This window comes from Ruegeria sp. AI2 (assembly GCF_056541275.1).
The window spans coordinates 1,425,555-1,442,214 of the sequence record NZ_JBQFYB010000001.1 but is presented as its reverse complement, the minus strand read 5'-3'; the positions used below and the strand labels follow the sequence as shown (position 1 = coordinate 1,442,214).

Sequence of the window (16,660 nt, the reverse complement as noted above, 5' to 3'; positions counted from 1 at the left end):
CGCCCTCATTCGATGATGTTGCCGCGCAGCATGAAGCGCGCATATGCCACGGTCGAGACGAAACCCAGCATCGCGATGATCATGGCCGCTTCAAAGAAAATCTCGGTCCCTTTCGACAGGCCATAAAGGATCATCAGGGCAATCGTGTTGATGACCATTGTATCCAGAGCCAGAACCCGGGTTCCAACGCCGTCTGCGGTGATGATCCGCCACAGACACATCATGATCGCCGCGCCGAAACAGGCAAATGCAAAGTAGATTGCGTATTCGATCATTCGAAAATCTCCTTCAGGCGACGTTCATAGCGCTGCTTGATTTCGTCGCGCACCTGGTCTGGGTTCGGCGCGTCCAGGCAATGAACCAGCAGATTGTGCCCCTGTGCCGACAGGTCGCAACTGACGGTGCCGGGCGTCATCGTGATGGTCCCGGCCAGTACGGTTATGGCTTCGGGTGTCCGAAGCTCTAGCGGGATGCTAACCCAGTTGGGCCGCCGGTCTTCATTGCGTTTGAACAGAACGATCCGGGCCACCGTAATATTTGCAACGACAATATCCCATAGCACGACGATCATGTATTCGGCGACCATGGGCCAGTTGCGCAGCTTGGGCCGGTCGGGCCAGTAAGGTTGTGTGACAAAGGGAATGATGATCCCGAGGATCAGGCCAAAGACCAGAGAATTCAGTGACGGGCTGTTGGCCAGCAGAATCCAGACGATCGTTAACAGAATGGTCAGGTGTGGGTGCGGAAATATCCGGTGCAGCAGTTTCATCACTCGGCCCCTCCCAATACAGCAGAGATGTAGTTTTCAGGCGTAAACAGCTGCTCTGCGGTTTGGCTTGTATATTCCAGCGCTGGGCCCGCGAACAATGTCAGCAGGATCAGGCCGGCTACGGCGCCAAACACGGCAGTAAAGGCCAGACCGGGTTGTGGTTCAGGTGCGACCGGTGCGGGGGCAGCTTCATTTTCCGCTGGTTCAGCTATCGGAACAGCCTGAGTGTCGTAACTTTTCCAGAAAATCAAAGTTCCGGCTCGGGCCAAGCCAATTATTGTGACGAACGAGCTGATCAGAATCACGGCCCAGACCGTCGTGGCATCCGAAGCATCGCGCGAGGCGTCCAGCACAAGCAGCTTGCCTATGAAGCCGGACAAGGGCGGCATTCCCGCCATCGCAATCGCCCCCACGAAGAACAGTGCAGACACCAGCCCGCTTTGCGGCATGGGTGGCGTTGGTGCGATGGCCCCGCCGCGCCGCGCCATCACCAGATCGGCAACCAGGAACAGCAGGGCTGTCGCCAGCGTCGAATGGAAGACATAGTACAGCGCCGCAGCTGTCGCATCAGGCGTGAATTGCGAGATCGCAATCAACAGGGTGCCCATGGATGCAATCGCGCAGAACGCCACCATGCGGGCGATATGTTTTGACCCCAGAATGCCGATAGCCCCGACAGCCAATGTGACAAGTGCAGCAGGTTGCAACCACTCACCCACCAGACCTTCTGTCGCTACGACATCGGGGCCAAAGGCCAATGTGAACATCCGCAGAATCGAGTAAGCCCCGACCTTGGTCATGATTGCAAACAGGGCCGCGACGGGCATTGGCGCATTGGCATAGCTGGCAGGTAGCCAGAAATGCAGTGGCAGAACGGCGGCCTTGATGCAAAAGACCAGCAACAAAAGGACTGCGCCAACCCGCAACAATGCCGTATCCTCGGCCGGGATTTCTGCAACCCTTATGGCGATATCCGCCATGTTCAGTGTCCCGGTCACGCCATAGATCGTGCCCAACGCAAACAGGAACAAAGTCGATCCCAACAGGTTGTAGGCCACATATTGCACACCCGCCTTCAATCGCACCGCACCGCCACCATGGGTCATCAGGCCATAAGAGGCGATCAGCAGAACTTCGAAAAACACGAAAAGGTTAAAGGCATCTCCAGTCAGGAATGCGCCGCAGACACCCATAAGCTGAAAATGGAACAGGGCGTGGAAGTGTTTGCCCCTATCATCCCAGCCCGAAGCTATTGCATAGAGGACAATCGGTAAGGCCAGCAGCGCGGTTAGTAGAACCATCATGGCCGACATTCGATCCAGTACCATGACAATGCCAAACGGGGCGGGCCAGTTTCCAAGCTCGTAAACCTGAATATCTCCGCCCGAAGCCTGCGCCGTGATTGTCAGCGCAATCCCAAGCAAGGCCACAACACCGGCAACGGAAAAGATGCGCTGCAGATCCAGATGGTATCGCAGGACCATGATGCTAAACGGAGCCAGGATCGCGGGCAGGACGATCGGCGCAACGATCCAGTGGTTCATGCGTCTTCTCCTGCTGCGTCCACGCTGTCCTGCGCTGTCATGTCGATATGGTCATCCTTGGAGGACAGGTACGCGCTGAGCGAAATCATCACGATCACCGCGGTCATCCCAAAAGATATCACAATTGCGGTTAGCACCAGCGCCTGTGGCAAAGGGTCGGTATAAGCGACGTCCTTGTATTTGTTCAGAACCGGGGGGGCGTTCAGCGCAAGACGCCCGGTCGCGAACAGGAACACGTTGACTGCGTAAGTGATCAGCGACAGGCCCAGAATGACAGGGAACGTCCGGCGGCGCAGGATCAGGAATATTCCGGCAGCGGTCAAGATACCGACGGCAGAGGCTACGAGCGCTTCCATCAGGCCTGCTCCTTCTCTTGTTCTTTTTCCGGTGGAGAGTCCCGCAGGGGATTGATATCCATCGGGAATTCCTGTGCCATCCCGGGCTGCCATGCAAAGCGGGACAGGCTGTCGAGCGCCAGCATGACCGCCCCCAGAACCGCAAGGAACACGCCCGTGTCAAACAGCATGGCGGTGGCCCATTCGAATTCCTCAAGCGGGGGCCAGTGGAGATAGCCAAAATCACTGGTCAGGAAGGGGCGTTCATTGAACCAGGCCCCCAGACCCGTGGCCGCAGCGATCAGCACACCCCAGCCAATGGTGCCGTGGTAATAAAACCGCTGCCGCTCGATCGCCCAAGTATAGCCGCTGGCCATGTATTGCATCAGATAGGCGATGGCGACGATCAGCCCCGCGATAAATCCGCCGCCCGGCTGGTTGTGCCCACGGAAGAAAATATAAGCCCCGACCATCAGCGCAATCGGCATCATCACGCGGGTCGCCACAACCATCATCAGCGGGTGTGAATCACCGGACTGCGGCCAATGCGGTTTGCGATTCAGCAGGTAACTGCGGACATTGGTGCTTAGCACGGATTCCGTCAGCGCAAAGATAATCAGCGCGGCAATGCCCAGCACGATGATCTCTCCAAACGTATCAAAACCCCGGAAGTCGACCAGGATCACGTTGACCACATTGGTGCCGCCACCGCCCTTATAGGAATTGGCCAGATGGAATTCTGAAATCGTTGGAAATGCAAAATCGCGCATCATCATCGCGTAGACCAGCGCGCCGGTGCCAAGACCGGCAACGACGGAAATCGCGGCATCCCGCCATCGTCGCGCTGCGCTGCTGTCCCATGGCGTCTCGGTCGGCAGGAAGTTCAGCGACAGCAGCAACAAGATCATCGTTACCACTTCGACCGAGATTTGCGTCAGGGCAAGGTCCGGAGCGGAAAGATAGTTGAACGCGATGGAAACGATCAGGCCCACGACGCCGATCAACACCAGCGACAACAGGCGGTTCCGGTGGAACCACATGATACCAAGCGTTGCGCCCACCAGACAAAACCAGCCGATGATCGGAATGATCTGCGCTGGCAGCGGAACGCGGGTTTCCACGCCGATGGTTCCTGTCGAATAGGCGTAATAACCAAGGCCCACGGTGAAAGCGACGAAGATGATCGCATAGCGGCTAAGAACACCGTTATGCATCTCATCGGTTATCCAGCGGCTTAATCTGGTCAGCGCGTCGATGATAGCCTCAAAGATTACCTTGGCCTCGGGCCGGGGCAGGGCATTCCAGACCTGCTCGCCGCGTTTGTGCAGCGCCAGCAGGAAAAGGCCGCCCAATGTCGCAACAACCGACATGTAAAGTGCGGGCGTGAAGCCATGCCACAGTTTGAGCGAGTAATACGGCAGCTTCTCGCCGCCTATCACCGCGCTGGAAACCACGGCGATCAGGGGGCCAACGATCGCGGCGGAATTCAGGCCGATCAGGACGACCAGTACGACCAGCAGTGCGGGTGCCAACCACAGCCCGACAGGCGGGTCATGCGGATGGGTGGGATAGTCTTCTCGCTTGGGTCCAAGGAAAACATGGCTGACGAAGCGGAAAGAATAAGCGGCCGAGAACAGCGCTGCCAAAAGTGCCAGCCCCGGAACCAGATAATGTGAATGCAACCAGGTGGTATGCACAGTCTCTTCCAGCATCATCTCTTTCGACAAAAAGCCGTTCAGCGGCGGCAGACCCGCCATGGACAGGGCCGCGATGGTGCCGATGGTAAAGGTGATCGGCATCAGATGACGCAGACCACCCAGCCGTTTCAGGTTCCGCGTGCCGGTTTCGTGATCCACGATCCCGGCGGTCATGAACAGGGCGGCCTTGAAGGTCGCATGGTTGATGATGTGGAAAATGGCGGCCACGGCGGCAATTTTGGTGCCAAAGCCCAGCAGCATGGTGATCAGGCCCAGATGGGATACGGTCGAAAAGGCCAGCAGCGCCTTTAGATCATCCTTGAACAGCGCGATGACCGCACCCAGCAGCATGGTGATCAGGCCAGTCGTGGCCACGATGTAGAACCACGCATCTGTTCCTGCCAGAACAGGCCACATCCGCGCCATCAGGAACAGACCGGCTTTCACCATGGTGGCCGAGTGCAGATAGGCAGACACCGGCGTCGGCGCGGCCATGGCATGGGGCAGCCAGAAGTGAAACGGGAACTGTGCCGACTTGGTGAAGGCACCCAGCAGGATCAGGATCAACGCCGGCAGGTAGTAGGGGGACGCCTGGATCAGCTCCTTGTTCTGCAAAATGACACTCAGGTCATAGGATCCAACGATATTGCCGAGGATCAGCATCCCGGCGATCATCGCCAACCCGCCCGAGCCGGTGACGGCCAAAGCCATGCGCGCGCCCTGACGGCCATCGGGCAGGTGTTTCCAATAGCCGATCAGCAAGAATGAGCTGAGCGATGTAAGTTCCCAGAAAACAATCAAAAGTAGGATATTGTCGGACAGGACAATACCAACCATCGCCCCCTGAAACAGCAGCAGATAGGTATAGAACTGCCCCATCGGGTCTTCGCGCGACAGGTAGAACCGTGCGTAGAGGATGATGAGCAATCCAATGCCAAGGATCAGCAAGGCGAAAAGAAATCCCAGCCCGTCCAGCATGAAATTCGCGTTCAGGCCCAACCTCGGTATCCAGTCAAACCGGGCAGTCACGACGTCTCCGCGCATGACTGAAGGGATGTGGATCAACAGCCCCATCAGGGCCAGAAATGTGGTCAACCCGGCTGCGGATGCGGCGGCATTTCGGCCCGCGCGGATCAGCAGTGCGGGAAATACAGCACCAAGGAAGGGAAGGGCCGCAATAAGGAATAGGGACAAGTGCGATACTCCGGTCTGGGCGGTCAGGGTGAGGTCAATTTTGTAAGGATATTTTGCCGACTGTCCAGAGATGGCAACTTTTTTGCCGGGCTCCAACGGATCACCAAGGTTTGCCGGGCTCCAACGGATCACCAAGGCTTTGGCGGCGCTGCGCATTAATGACGCGATCTTGATCTGCGAGCTGTGTTTCACCGCGCAACTTGCTGTGTGGTTGTGCTAGAACCAGCATCAGCGAACAGGAGGCTGAGGCGTGGCCGAAAAAATGAACCGATCCCGACGGTGGCTATTGATTGGTGGCGGTGCCGCGATTGCTGCCGGGTTTGCGATCAGGCAATACAGACTGATCCCTGAAGATCACAGCGGTGGCCGGATCAGTGTGGCCGACGCCCATGAGCAGGCCGCGGACGGGCGCGTTCTGCTGGTTGATATCCGCACACCGCGCGAGTGGCGCGCCTCGGGAATAGGCAAGGGCGCGGTACCGCTGGACATGCGCCGCGAGGATTTCGTCGACGTTCTGACACAAATGACCGGCGGTGATCAGGCTGCGCCCGTGGCGCTGATCTGCGCCCGAGGGGTGCGGTCCGCGCGCCTCAGCAATCGTTTGATTGAAGCCGGATTCACAAATATCATCGACGTACCCGAGGGTATGTTGGGCTCGGCGGCCGGGCCGGGATGGGTAAGGACCGGTTTACCGGTCCGTAAATACAGTGAGGATGCAGGATGATCAGGGAAATCAGCCTGGCAGCAGTATTTGCCTTCACCGCGCAGTTGGCCTTGGCGGATTGTGCTGATCAGGGGGAAATTTGCGAAACCTCTTTGGGCGCGTATCATATCGAATTGCCCGATGCGGAAAACCCGCCATTGGTGGTGTTTCTGCACGGGTATGGCGGCAGTGGATCTGGCACGATGCGAAATCGCGGGATGGTCGAACCTCTGCTGGCGCGGGGGTATGCTGTGATGGCACCGGAAGGTTCGGACAGGCCCAACCGGGGCGGCAGAAAAAGCTGGAATTTTATTCCTGGATTTGGCGAACGGGATGAAACCGCCTTTCTGTCCGAAGTGGTTCAGGACGCGGAAAACCGGTTCGGAATCAATGCGGACCGGGTCATGCTGGGCGGGTTTTCAGCTGGTGGCTTTATGGTCAACTATCTCGCCTGCAAGGCGCCCGAGACATTTTCGGCATATGTTCCGGTGTCCGGAGGATTCTGGAGGCCACACCCGGAAACCTGCAAGGGTCCGATCCGGATGTTTCATACCCATGGCTGGACGGACAACGTGGTACCGCTTGAGGGGCGCGTACTGGGCGGTGGCCGGTTTCGGCAGGGCGATATCTATGCCGGGCTCGAAATCTGGCGCGAGGCAAATGGCTGCGTCGATCACAAACCGGCCGGCTTTAGCACAACGGGGAGTTTTATGCGCCGCCGCTGGACCACCTGTGCCAAAGGCAGCGCGCTGGAGTTTGCCTTGTTCCCGGGCGGTCATACAGTTCCAGCCGGTTGGGCTGATATGGTCGTGGATTGGTACGAAGGGCTTCCCGGCAGCTGATCACTCTGCCGGGGTCATGTTGATCTTGCCTTCAACCAGTTGCTTCAGCTCGGCTCGGTAACGGCGGGCCGACCGGGTGATGGCAGGTTCGCGGAAATCCTCGCGCATTCCGACCATCCGGCGTGCGGCACCGGCCGAAACACCGCTGAGTGCCGATAGCGGAATGGCAAGGGCGAGACTGATGGCAATCGGAGCCAGCCAGATCGAGACCAGCCCGGACAGGATACCAACACTCAAGGCTATGCCACTGACGGTTTCCAATGCGTGACACAGAAGCAGCGTGCGCAATCCGTAACTGCCACCGTCGCGTGCTTGCGGCGACCAGCCCCGCTGAATGCCAAGTGCTGTCCGGAAAACGGCGATCATCTGTTGCACCATTAGGATCGGCGCATACAGGATCGACAGAATGACCTCGGCCAGAAACGAGGTCAGGAACTTGAGGCCGCCTCCGAATTCGGAGTAGCGCACACCGCTTAGCGGCAAAGCCAGAACTCCCAGCACCTTGGGTGCCAGCAGCATTGCATACATCACAAGAATGATCAGAACGTGCCGGGTTTCCGACATTTCCGGCCATTGCGGGAACAGCGGATTATCGGGGCTGAAGTAATGCAGGACAGAGGCGTCTTTGCCCTGACCAATCAGTGCCCACATCAACAGCAGCGCAAACCACAACGGTGACATCAGGTATCCTACGGCACCGTGGAACATATGAAAACGCGAGACGGCCCGGAATCCAGTCGAGCCCAGCAGTTTCAGGTGTTGCAGGTTGCCCTGGCACCAACGCCGATCCCGCATCGCATGATCGATCAGTGTGGGGGGCGTTTCCTCGTAAGATCCCCGAATGCGCGGCAGGAACCGCACCGCCCATCCGGCACGGCGCAGCAATCCAGCCTCGACGAAATCATGGCTCATGATCAGCTTGTCCTGACCGTTGAACGCACGCAGCTTGGGCAGTCCGGCACTGGTGGCAAAAGCCTTGGTGCGGATTATGGCGTTGTGGCCCCAATAATTGCCCTCTTGCCCGCACCAGCGCGCCAACCCTTCGGCAAAGGCGATGCCATAGACCCCATTGGCGAATTGTTGCATCCGGGCAAAAACCGATTGCGCGCCGATCAGTTGCGGATAGCTCTGGATCAGCCCGGCACCGGGATCACGCGCCAAAGCATCGGTCAGCCGGTGTATGGCGCGACCGGTCATAAGGCTGTCCGCATCCAGAACCAGCATCGCGTCCCAGTCTGCGCCCCAACGAATGACCCAGTCGGCGATGTTACCCACCTTGCGGTCGGTGTTCTGCTCGCGGCGGCGGTAATACAACTCCAGCCCCGGGGCGAGCGTGGTGCGCAGGGCTTCGACGCTGGCTTGTTCCTGTGCCGCGATTTCAGGGTCGCGAGTGTCGGACAGGATGAACATGGCATAGTGATGCTGCCCACCGCGTGCCTGCAAATCTTCAAGCATGGTGCGGGCGTTGCCCAGCACGTTCCATGGCACTTCGTTGTATACCGGTGTCAAAAGGGCCACGCGCAGGGGCTGTGCTGTGCGCTTGCGCTGTGGGCGATCCTGTCGCGACAGCGAAACCATACCCAGCAGAACGGTGCAGACCGTGAACGAAATCCAGAAGAAGTTGAACGAGATAAGCGCCAACAGGATGCCCTCGATCAGATTGATTCCCTGGGCGCTGAACCAGTCGCTCATGATCCACAGCAGGCCCAATGTCGCCACCATCGCCGGTGAAAACGCAAGCGCGCGCCAAAATCCAGTCGCGCCCGTGTCTGTGCCCGACGGGGCATCGGCATCGTGGAACCCCACGCTGAAATTCTGCGCGGGCATCGCCAGAGGTGCTTCAGGCGGCATGATATGCAGATCGCGGTTCATATGGTCCATCGGTAAAGCCACACCTCAGAGGCGGACTGTTTGTCTTTCAGCAGTTGCGCGCGCAATTCGACATGATCGCGCCCATCAGGCTGGAACGAAAACGCCAGACGCAATCCACCCGTATCCGGGTTGCGTTGCAGAACACCGTCCGAGGTTTCGGCATGAGGGGAATCCACGAAGACACTGATCACCTCGATATCATCGAACAAATCGCTGCCTTCGAAATCGATGACGGCCAAACGCCCCTCACCGAAGGTGTTTTCGCCCATGGCGGTGTTGGTCACCCGTGGCATCGGAGTGCGCTGAGGCTCCTCACCCCAGATCAGACGATAGGACAGGTCAACCCGACTGCCTGCCGCATAGGGCTCTGCCGGACGCCAATAGGCGACGATGTTGTCATAGATTTCCTGATCGGCCGGTATCTCGACCAGCGTAACGGTGCCTTTGCCCCAGTCATCCCGAGGCTCGACCCACAGGCCCGGGCGTTTGTGATAATTCGCCTCAAGGTCGGCATAGTCCGAAAACTCGCGCTTGCGCTGCATCAGCCCGAAGCCGCGCGGGTTCTCGTCAACGAAAGACGATATTTGCAGGCGGGCCGGGTTTGCCAGCGGACGCCACAACACCTCGCCCGCGCCATTGCGGATCAACAGCCCGTCGCTGTCATGGACGGCCGGACGGAAATCGTCGAACCGGCTGTGGTTGGTCTGGTCGAACAGAAACATCGAGGTGCCCGGCGCGATACCTACATGAGGTAGGTCTTCGCGGGGAAACAGCGTGGCCTCGACGTCGATAATGCAATCCGCCCCCGCCGTGACATTGAAGCGATAGGCCCCAGTCACGCTGGGACTGTCCATCAGCGCATGTACGACCATATTCCGATGGCCGGGCTTGGGGCGCTCCAGCCAGAAACGGATGAACTCAGGAAATTCCTCGCCATCCGGGTCGCCTGTTTTCAGGGCGAGACCGCGTGCCGACAGACCGTAGACCTCGTCCAGACCAATAGCGCGGAAATAGCTGGCACCCTGCCAGACGCAGAACTCATCCGTCTTGCCGGGTCGGTGCATCTCGGTCCGCAGCCGCAGGCCTGAAAAGCCCAGAGTCTCGTCGATGGGCAATTGCGGCACATCTTCGGATTTGTCGAACATCCCCAGATCGAAATCGACTGGTGTTGTCATGCCATCTTCGACCGTTTCCACCTTGACGGTCCGGGGGAAATACAGGCCCGGTGTGAAGAAATCGACGTTGAATGGCGTTTCGGTTTCGTACCACAACGCCCGGTCCAGTCGAAAACGGATCGAGCGATATTGTTCGTAAGTCAGATCCTGCCATTCTTGGGGAACCATTTCGCGTTCCGCATAGGGGCGGCTGGCCAGTTCGCGGGCCAGTTCGATCACGTGGTCGCGGTCAAAGGGGACTGCGCCCCCGGTCGCATAGGCCGATGGGGCAAAGGCCAAGGCAGTCGTCGAGACTAGGAATGCGCGACGGGTGAAATTCATCTCTTCAATTTCCAGGGTTGAGACTTGAACCAAGCTGCCAGATAGGCCACGCCGATGATCATGGCAAAGCCAATTATGTTGGCGACAAAGACGGTGGCAACATCCCGCCCAGCTTGATCGAGGGCAACGCCGATAAGTCGTGCTGCTGCCATGGAAAATACAAACACCGCAAGGGATTGCTGACCGACTTTGGTGATGACCGTCAGCAGGAATTGCCAGACACGCGCGCCTATTCCGTGACCCGTCGCTATCAGGCGGTGACCATGTTCGCCTGCCGCGACCCAGCCCAGATAGGCCAGTGACAGAAAATGGACATATCGCAGCGCGCCAAACTCGGTCTTGTCGCGCAATTCGTCGGTCAGTGGCCAGATCCTTCGGATCGCAGCGCCCAACTCAGGCGCAGCGCTGTTAACCCAGAGGAAGACTTTCCAAGATCCAAACGGAGCTGACAGGATCAGGAACAAGGCAGCCGCCCAGACCAGAGATTTCGATACTGGTGGAGCGGGAATCCATCCGCGCATCAAGGCAAATCCGGTGAAGAACAGCAATTGCCAGCCAAACGGGTTGAAAAACCATTGCCGATCCGACCACGGCTCGGCCGGAAGGGCCAGCACGCCGGTCTGAGTAATGCACCAGATGGTCACAGATGCAGCCGCCATCAGCCAGAAACTGACACGGTACAGCGCGATGTAGAGCGGCATCAGCGCCAGTACCACCAGATACATCGGAAGGATGTCAAAGTAGTTCGGTACATAAGTCAGGGTAAAGATCCCCACCATCTGCGGGGCGGGATCATTGAAGAAATGCTGAAGGTTCAGGGACGAGACATAGGTTTTCCCGAACGCGCCGGTCAGGTCCAGCGCTGCCATTGTCATGGCGACAAAGAAGAACAGGGCAATATGGGCCCAATAAACCTGCCAGATGCGATACGTCACTCGGGCCGTGCCCATCCACCAGCCCTTGTGCAGGAACGCCCCGCCAAAGGCGATGGCCGAGGCCATGCCCGAACAGAACACGAAAATCTCGGTTGCGTCCGAATACCCAAAGCGCGCCGGGATCCAATTCGCCCAAGGATCATTGGGAATGTGGGCGATCAGGATGATGAACATCGCGATGCCGCGATAGAAATCCAGTCGCGGGTCACGCGTGCGGGCGGGGGCCGCAGCCGGGGCTGCGACGGGTGCAAAATCAGCAGCGGGCGATATGGTCGCCATACGGTCTCTGTCCTTCTTGGTCGTCTTGTTATTCGGCGGGGACGCTTTGCATGTCTCCGCCGTCGCGTGCCGCATCAATCAGGGCGCGGCGCGCGATGGCATAATTGTCTTCACCCCCGGCGCGCTTGGCGCGACGGTCATCCAGAATGCGTTCAACCGCATCAAGACGACCGGCCCGAAGCCCGGAATCGATGGTAATGCGTTCAAATACATCACGTTGCGCGTGACTGCCACCAGCCAGTTGCATTGAACCGCGCGCCGCCAACAGGTGATCAAATGCCGTGCCATAATGGCCGTCACCAAAGGCTTCAAGGCCCATGGCGGCCGCGACACCGGGATCGGCCATACGGCGGGTGGTGTCGTCATTGGCACGCGCTGCATCCTTGCTCATGCGGTTCAGCATTTTGGCTGTGGCGTCGACGCGATTGTCGCCTGTCAGTGCCAAAAGGTAATGCAGATCGGCGAAGATCAGGCAGCCGTCTTCGGTGCGCGCGGCACTCAGGTCAGCCAGTTCTTCCCAGCGATTTCCAACATTTACGCCTTCTAATTCAAGCCGCATCAGCAGCGAAGTGCCGTTCGAGATGTCGCGGTAATCGTCGGTTTTGTCCTTGCGGACGTGGTTGTCATACAGGTCCATCACCTGATCGACCTGACCCAGATCCAGATGCATCAGGGCCTTGTGCCACCAGACGTGATAGCGGAAGTTGTTGCAATGGGCCCAGGCCGCCTCGCGCCCGGCCAGCCAGTCAAGGCCCAGCTGCGCGTTGCCGGTCATCTCATGGACATGGGCCACCGCGTGCAGACCCCAGGCATCGTCGGACACCATCCAAAGCGCCTGACGTCCCGCGATTTCGGCCTTTTCGTAGGCTCCGGTTTCTTCCAGCGCGAAGGAATGGCAGCCCAGCAGATAGCCCCGACCGGGGTGATCGGGTTCATAAGCAGGCATCACCCGTTCGATCGAGCGGCGCATTCCATCCGGATCTCCCAGAACGAAACGGGTCGCATGGCTGAGTTTCATCGCCAACGTATCCCGCGGATGGTCGCGCAGGACCGCTTCGAACTTTTGCACCGCCTGTGTCAGTTGGCCCGCCAGATACAGCCCCAATGCATCGACAAACAGCCGCTCGCGCGTCGAGACGGGCTGCCGTTTCATCGCAGCATTGGCAGCCGCCAAAGCCTCGACTGCAACCGCCATCATTTCTCGTCGACCGAGAAGGGCCATGAATAGGCCTTTGACGGCATGGCCCAAAGCAAAATCGGGCTCAAGCTCCAACACTTTGCCCAGATGTTGGGGCGTAACCGCGGCATGTGCCATGAACCCAAGCAGAACACCATTCCAGGCTTCGACAGCTTCCGGCTGCGCCAAGGTGTTCATCTGTCCAAAAACGTCTTGTTTCATACTTGGGTCCAATCTGTATTGCGGTATTTGACACTGTTTGATGTAACAGAGTGTGCGAGAGCGGCGTATCAGTATCGACCCCGCTCTCGAATTGGTGAAATGTCGTGTGTGAAAAAGTCGAAAAAATCCGCCGATTCAAAGGCATGTTTCAGCAACTTGCCGCCTAGTTGTGCAAGTGTTTCAATCGTCGAACGGGTTTTCAGCGTTTAATACCCAGTCAGTGTCCGCCCCGCAGGTAGGTGGCGCGCTGCGATATGTTACAGGCGTACGTGACAGGTTCAGGGGATTCCCGATCAGGTTCACCACTCCGGGCTGGGCCTGCATCGAAATCTGCATTTTTCGTGCTGCTACCTGTTCCGTATCAAAAACCTGATCCAGCGTCTGGACCGGACCTACGGGCACTTTCACGGCTTCCAGGCCGGAAATCACGGATCGCGTATCCAGCCGTTGAACAGCGGGCCGTAGAATGGCGTTCAGCGCATCACGGTGTTCCAGTCGCGCCGGGTTGGTCGCGAATCTGGGGTCGTCGGCAAGTTCGGGTTGTCCCAGGAAACCGCACAGTTTTCTGAACTGGCCATCATTTCCAACCGCCAGAATGACATGCCCATCGGATGTCTCGTAAACGTCATAAGGCACGATGTTGGGGTGCCCGTTTCCGCGGCGTTGCGGAACGTTGCCAGAAGTCAGGTAATTGACGCCCTCGTTGATCAGCCATGCGATCTGAGAATCAACCAGTGCCAGATCGACCTGCTGGCCTTCACCGGTCAGGTCGCGGTGGCGCAGCGCGGCCAGAATGCCAACGCTTGCATACATTCCGCACATCACATCAGCGATGCCGACCCCCACTTTCATCGGCGCGCCTTCCGGGTCGCCGGTCAGGGACATGATCCCACCATAACCTTGCGCCATCAGGTCATAGCCGGGTTTGCTGGCGTTCGGCCCGGTTTGGCCGTAACCCGAAATCGAGCAGTAAACGAGGCTGGGGAATTCCTGCGACAGGGTGGCATAGTCAAGCCCGTATTTCGACAGACCGCCGGGTTTGAAATTCTCGATCAGAATATCCGCGTGTGAGGCCAGCCGTCGGATTTCCGCCTGACCTTTCTCAGTCGCGATATCCAGCGCCACGGATTTCTTGTTTCGGTTCGCTGACATGAAATAGGCGCTCAGGTCCGAGCGGTTGCCGTCGGCATCGGTGACATAGGGCGGACCCCATTGCCGCGTGTCGTCGCCCCCGGTGGCAGGGTTTTCGATCTTGATGACGCTTGCGCCCAGATCACCCAGCAACTGCGTGCAGGTCGGCCCGGCCAGAATACGGCTGAGGTCCAGAACCTTGACGCCCTTCAGCGGGCCCTCAGATGCGGCCATCGTATCCTCCACGGTCGATTTCAGCGGCGATGACGGTAAATGTCTCGGCCTTTACAGCAGCTTCAAGTGCTGCACGCAACTCTGCCCGGTTGCGGACAGTGTGGCCGTTCCCACCAAATGCACGGCCCATGGCCGCGAAGTCATGGTGGCCGAAATCCACGCCATTCTTACCCATCTGCCGCTGCCGCTGTTTCAACTCGATAAGGGCAAGGCTGGCATCTACGAAGACAAGAAAGATCGGATTGCCGCCCATTTCAGCCGCCGTCGACAATTCCCCGGCGACCATCAGAAACCCGGCATCACCCGAAAAGCTGATCACCGGGCGGTCGGGCTCGGCCAGTTTCAGACCAATGGCCATTGGGACAGCACAGCCCATGGTGCAGAGCGCCGAGGATTGGATCAGCCCACGTTCCTCGCTGCAGTCCCACATCTGGCTCAGCAGAATGCGATGCGCGCCGCTGTCGGCGGTTGCGAGTGTTTCGGGGGGCATGGTAGCCCGCGTTTCGGCGATGACCGCTGCGGGTCCCCAGTCCTCATCGGTGGGAAAGGCCTGTGCCAGTGCGGTTTTGACCTGCGCGGGCTCACCACCCGGCCACGTTGCGTGGGCAGGGTTTCCCTTGGCAATGGCCTCAAGCGTCTCGCCCGTGTCGGCCACCAGATTAAGACCCGCCTGATGCATGTAGTGGTCATTGATCACAGCGGATATGTCGATGACGCGCTTTTCTTCGGGGTCCCAGATTTCGCGCCAGCCGGGGCGCATTTCGATCGGGTCATACCCCAGACACAGCACCAGATCGGCGTGTTCGACCAATGGGACAAGGTGCTTGTCTGCCAAAGGCGACAGGCCCGCGCCGCCCAAACACAAAGGGTGATCTTCGGGAACAACACCCTTGGCCTTGTAGGTGGTCACAAATGGAATTCCGAAATGTTCCAAAAACGCCTGCACCACACTGCGCGAGTCGTCATAGAGGACATCGAGACCGATAATGGCGATGGGGCGCTCGGCCTCAGCCACCCAGCGCCTGGCTTTTTCCAGGCATTCGCCATTGGGGCTGACAGGCGCGACCTTGGCCAGACGGCGGCGTTTCACACCCGTCACCGGCGTATCGGCGACCGAGATCGGAACATCAATATGGACCGGGCCCGGTCGCGGTTGCGTGGCCAGTGACACCGCCTTGTCTGCGATGATATCCGCGCCATTGGCCGTCAGTGTAAACGTGCCCTTGGTGATGGAACGGTAAACCTGGCTGTGGTCCATAACCTGATGGGTATAGGTCAGTGCTTCGTCCGCATCGACGCAACCGGTCAGAACGATCATCGGAACACGGTCCTGCAACGCATTGGCCACCACATTGATGCCGTTCATCGCGCCCGGACCCAAAGTGGCGACCAGAATCGCAGGCGCGCCGTCGCGGTGATGCACGGCCTCGGCCATGAATCCGGCCGAGTTTTCGTGCTTTGTCAGATGAAAGGCAATGCCCGCCTTTTCAAGCGCATCCACCAGTGTCAGCACCTCACCACCCGGCATTCCAAAGGCGTGGCGGCACCCCGCTTCGTACAGGCGTTGGGCCAGAAGATCGGCGGCGCGCGGCGTGGGGTCCTGCATCAGTCATGCTCCGAGATAACCGTTTCGAAGCAGATTGCGGAGGACGCCACCAGACGCAAGGCGGATCACGTCAGTGTGACTATTTGACTGCGTCTTCAGCGACGGATTGAAAGGTTTTATCCAGTTCCGCGGCAATGTCCTGCAAGGCTTGCCCGCCTTCCGCCATGTAAGGGTCAAACACGAAACTGGGGGTCTTGTAAGACAGGGTTGCGGTTCCGTCCTCGTTCTCGGTGACATAGAAACGGATCGGTGCTTCGATCATCGCATTGGTAGAGGTTTCCAGCACCCTTACGGCGTAATCGTTGTTGAACGCGCCAATCACCATGTTACCCGGAATGGTGATCCCTCGTGCCGCAGCTGCCTTGGTGGGTCCAGCCTGCGTCACCACTATCAATCCGTTGTCCTTGATCGCAGCCTTGGTTGCATCGACCAGTTCCGAGTAGGTCTTATCCGCGGGAAACACGGTCCAACCGGTTGGGGCGTCCTGTGCCCAAACGGGTAAAGCGATCAGGCAGAGCAAGGGAATGAGGGCTTTCATTGTCACGTCTCCTGTATTGAGGTGCACCCTGTGTGCCAGACCTGACCGACCCGCGACATCACAAACCCGTGTTCATGTGCCCGTGC

The 16,660-nt window shown here is 58.6% G+C and carries 14 protein-coding genes; 2 read left to right on the top strand and 12 right to left on the bottom strand.

Features of this window, described 5'->3' with window-relative positions:
- Positions 1 to 5: 5 nt before the first annotated feature.
- From ACR0LL_RS07255 to ACR0LL_RS07235, 5 genes are read right to left on the bottom strand one after another with little or no spacing between them, the layout of a single operon-like run.
- Entirely contained in the window at positions 6 to 275 is a 270-nt protein-coding gene (locus ACR0LL_RS07255; protein ID WP_209503286.1) for a K+/H+ antiporter subunit F, read from the bottom strand.
- Positions 272 to 769 (bottom strand): Na+/H+ antiporter subunit E, encoded by a 498-nt coding sequence (locus ACR0LL_RS07250; RefSeq protein WP_480585128.1) that lies wholly within the window; start codon positions 767 to 769, stop codon positions 272 to 274. The genes ACR0LL_RS07255 and ACR0LL_RS07250 overlap by 4 nt, the downstream gene beginning before the upstream one ends.
- Positions 769 to 2,313 (bottom strand): monovalent cation/H+ antiporter subunit D, encoded by a 1,545-nt coding sequence (locus tag ACR0LL_RS07245; RefSeq protein WP_480585126.1) that lies wholly within the window; start codon positions 2,311 to 2,313, stop codon positions 769 to 771. The genes ACR0LL_RS07250 and ACR0LL_RS07245 overlap by 1 nt, the downstream gene beginning before the upstream one ends.
- Complete coding sequence (locus ACR0LL_RS07240; RefSeq protein ID WP_209503290.1) at positions 2,310 to 2,669, bottom strand: Na+/H+ antiporter subunit C; 360 nt, start codon at positions 2,667 to 2,669, stop codon at positions 2,310 to 2,312. Before ACR0LL_RS07240 ends, ACR0LL_RS07245 begins: the two co-directional genes overlap by 4 nt.
- Complete coding sequence (locus ACR0LL_RS07235) at positions 2,669 to 5,539, bottom strand: monovalent cation/H+ antiporter subunit A (protein ID WP_480585293.1); 2,871 nt, start codon at positions 5,537 to 5,539, stop codon at positions 2,669 to 2,671. The genes ACR0LL_RS07240 and ACR0LL_RS07235 overlap by 1 nt, the downstream gene beginning before the upstream one ends.
- Positions 5,540 to 5,801: 262 nt before the next feature.
- Between ACR0LL_RS07235 and ACR0LL_RS07230 the strand changes: the two genes are divergently transcribed.
- Together ACR0LL_RS07230 and ACR0LL_RS07225 are read left to right on the top strand one after the other, a co-directional pair.
- Entirely contained in the window at positions 5,802 to 6,263 is a 462-nt protein-coding gene (locus ACR0LL_RS07230) for a rhodanese-like domain-containing protein (RefSeq protein WP_480585290.1), read from the top strand.
- Entirely contained in the window at positions 6,260 to 7,084 is an 825-nt protein-coding gene (locus ACR0LL_RS07225; protein ID WP_480585123.1) for a CE1 family esterase, read from the top strand. Before ACR0LL_RS07230 ends, ACR0LL_RS07225 begins: the two co-directional genes overlap by 4 nt.
- Here ACR0LL_RS07225 and mdoH read toward each other — a convergent pair whose 3' ends face one another.
- From mdoH to ACR0LL_RS07190, 7 genes are all read right to left on the bottom strand, one after another.
- Complete coding sequence (mdoH, locus tag ACR0LL_RS07220) at positions 7,085 to 8,956, bottom strand: glucans biosynthesis glucosyltransferase MdoH (RefSeq protein WP_480585121.1); 1,872 nt, start codon at positions 8,954 to 8,956, stop codon at positions 7,085 to 7,087.
- A complete protein-coding gene (locus ACR0LL_RS07215) occupies positions 8,953 to 10,452 on the bottom strand; it encodes an OpgD/OpgG family glucan biosynthesis protein (protein ID WP_480585118.1) in 1,500 nt (499 codons plus the stop codon). Before ACR0LL_RS07215 ends, mdoH begins: the two co-directional genes overlap by 4 nt.
- Positions 10,449 to 11,666, bottom strand: coding sequence for an OpgC family protein (locus ACR0LL_RS07210; RefSeq protein WP_480585115.1), 1,218 nt, complete (start codon positions 11,664 to 11,666; stop codon positions 10,449 to 10,451). Before ACR0LL_RS07210 ends, ACR0LL_RS07215 begins: the two co-directional genes overlap by 4 nt.
- 28 nt (positions 11,667 to 11,694) lie before the next feature.
- Positions 11,695 to 13,065 carry a tetratricopeptide repeat protein gene (locus ACR0LL_RS07205; protein ID WP_480585113.1) on the bottom strand — a complete coding sequence of 457 codons (1,371 nt, stop codon included), beginning with the start codon at positions 13,063 to 13,065 and terminating at the stop codon, positions 11,695 to 11,697.
- Between the two features lie 180 nt (positions 13,066 to 13,245).
- Entirely contained in the window at positions 13,246 to 14,430 is a 1,185-nt protein-coding gene (locus tag ACR0LL_RS07200; protein WP_480585111.1) for a CaiB/BaiF CoA transferase family protein, read from the bottom strand.
- Complete coding sequence (locus ACR0LL_RS07195) at positions 14,417 to 16,036, bottom strand: thiamine pyrophosphate-binding protein (RefSeq protein WP_480585108.1); 1,620 nt, start codon at positions 16,034 to 16,036, stop codon at positions 14,417 to 14,419. The genes ACR0LL_RS07200 and ACR0LL_RS07195 overlap by 14 nt, the downstream gene beginning before the upstream one ends.
- A 79-nt stretch (positions 16,037 to 16,115) precedes the next feature.
- On the bottom strand, positions 16,116 to 16,574 hold the full coding sequence (locus ACR0LL_RS07190) for a DUF302 domain-containing protein (RefSeq protein WP_480585105.1): 459 nt from the start codon (positions 16,572 to 16,574) through the stop codon (positions 16,116 to 16,118).
- Between the last annotated feature and the right edge of the window lie 86 nt (positions 16,575 to 16,660).

Coding starts and splice junctions, on each gene's coding strand:
- ACR0LL_RS07255 (WP_209503286.1), bottom strand. CDS start 275: ATGATCGAATACGCAATCTACTTTGCATTTGCCTGTTTCGGCGCGGCG.
- ACR0LL_RS07250 (WP_480585128.1), bottom strand. CDS start 769: ATGAAACTGCTGCACCGGATATTTCCGCACCCACACCTGACCATTCTG.
- ACR0LL_RS07245 (WP_480585126.1), bottom strand. CDS start 2,313: ATGAACCACTGGATCGTTGCGCCGATCGTCCTGCCCGCGATCCTGGCT.
- ACR0LL_RS07240 (WP_209503290.1), bottom strand. CDS start 2,669: ATGGAAGCGCTCGTAGCCTCTGCCGTCGGTATCTTGACCGCTGCCGGA.
- ACR0LL_RS07230 (WP_480585290.1), top strand. CDS start 5,802: ATGAACCGATCCCGACGGTGGCTATTGATTGGTGGCGGTGCCGCGATT.
- ACR0LL_RS07225 (WP_480585123.1), top strand. CDS start 6,260: ATGATCAGGGAAATCAGCCTGGCAGCAGTATTTGCCTTCACCGCGCAG.
- mdoH (WP_480585121.1), bottom strand. CDS start 8,956: ATGAACCGCGATCTGCATATCATGCCGCCTGAAGCACCTCTGGCGATG.
- ACR0LL_RS07215 (WP_480585118.1), bottom strand. CDS start 10,452: ATGAATTTCACCCGTCGCGCATTCCTAGTCTCGACGACTGCCTTGGCC.
- ACR0LL_RS07210 (WP_480585115.1), bottom strand. CDS start 11,666: ATGGCGACCATATCGCCCGCTGCTGATTTTGCACCCGTCGCAGCCCCG.
- ACR0LL_RS07205 (WP_480585113.1), bottom strand. CDS start 13,065: ATGAAACAAGACGTTTTTGGACAGATGAACACCTTGGCGCAGCCGGAA.
- ACR0LL_RS07200 (WP_480585111.1), bottom strand. CDS start 14,430: ATGGCCGCATCTGAGGGCCCGCTGAAGGGCGTCAAGGTTCTGGACCTC.
- ACR0LL_RS07195 (WP_480585108.1), bottom strand. CDS start 16,036: ATGCAGGACCCCACGCCGCGCGCCGCCGATCTTCTGGCCCAACGCCTG.
- ACR0LL_RS07190 (WP_480585105.1), bottom strand. CDS start 16,574: ATGAAAGCCCTCATTCCCTTGCTCTGCCTGATCGCTTTACCCGTTTGG.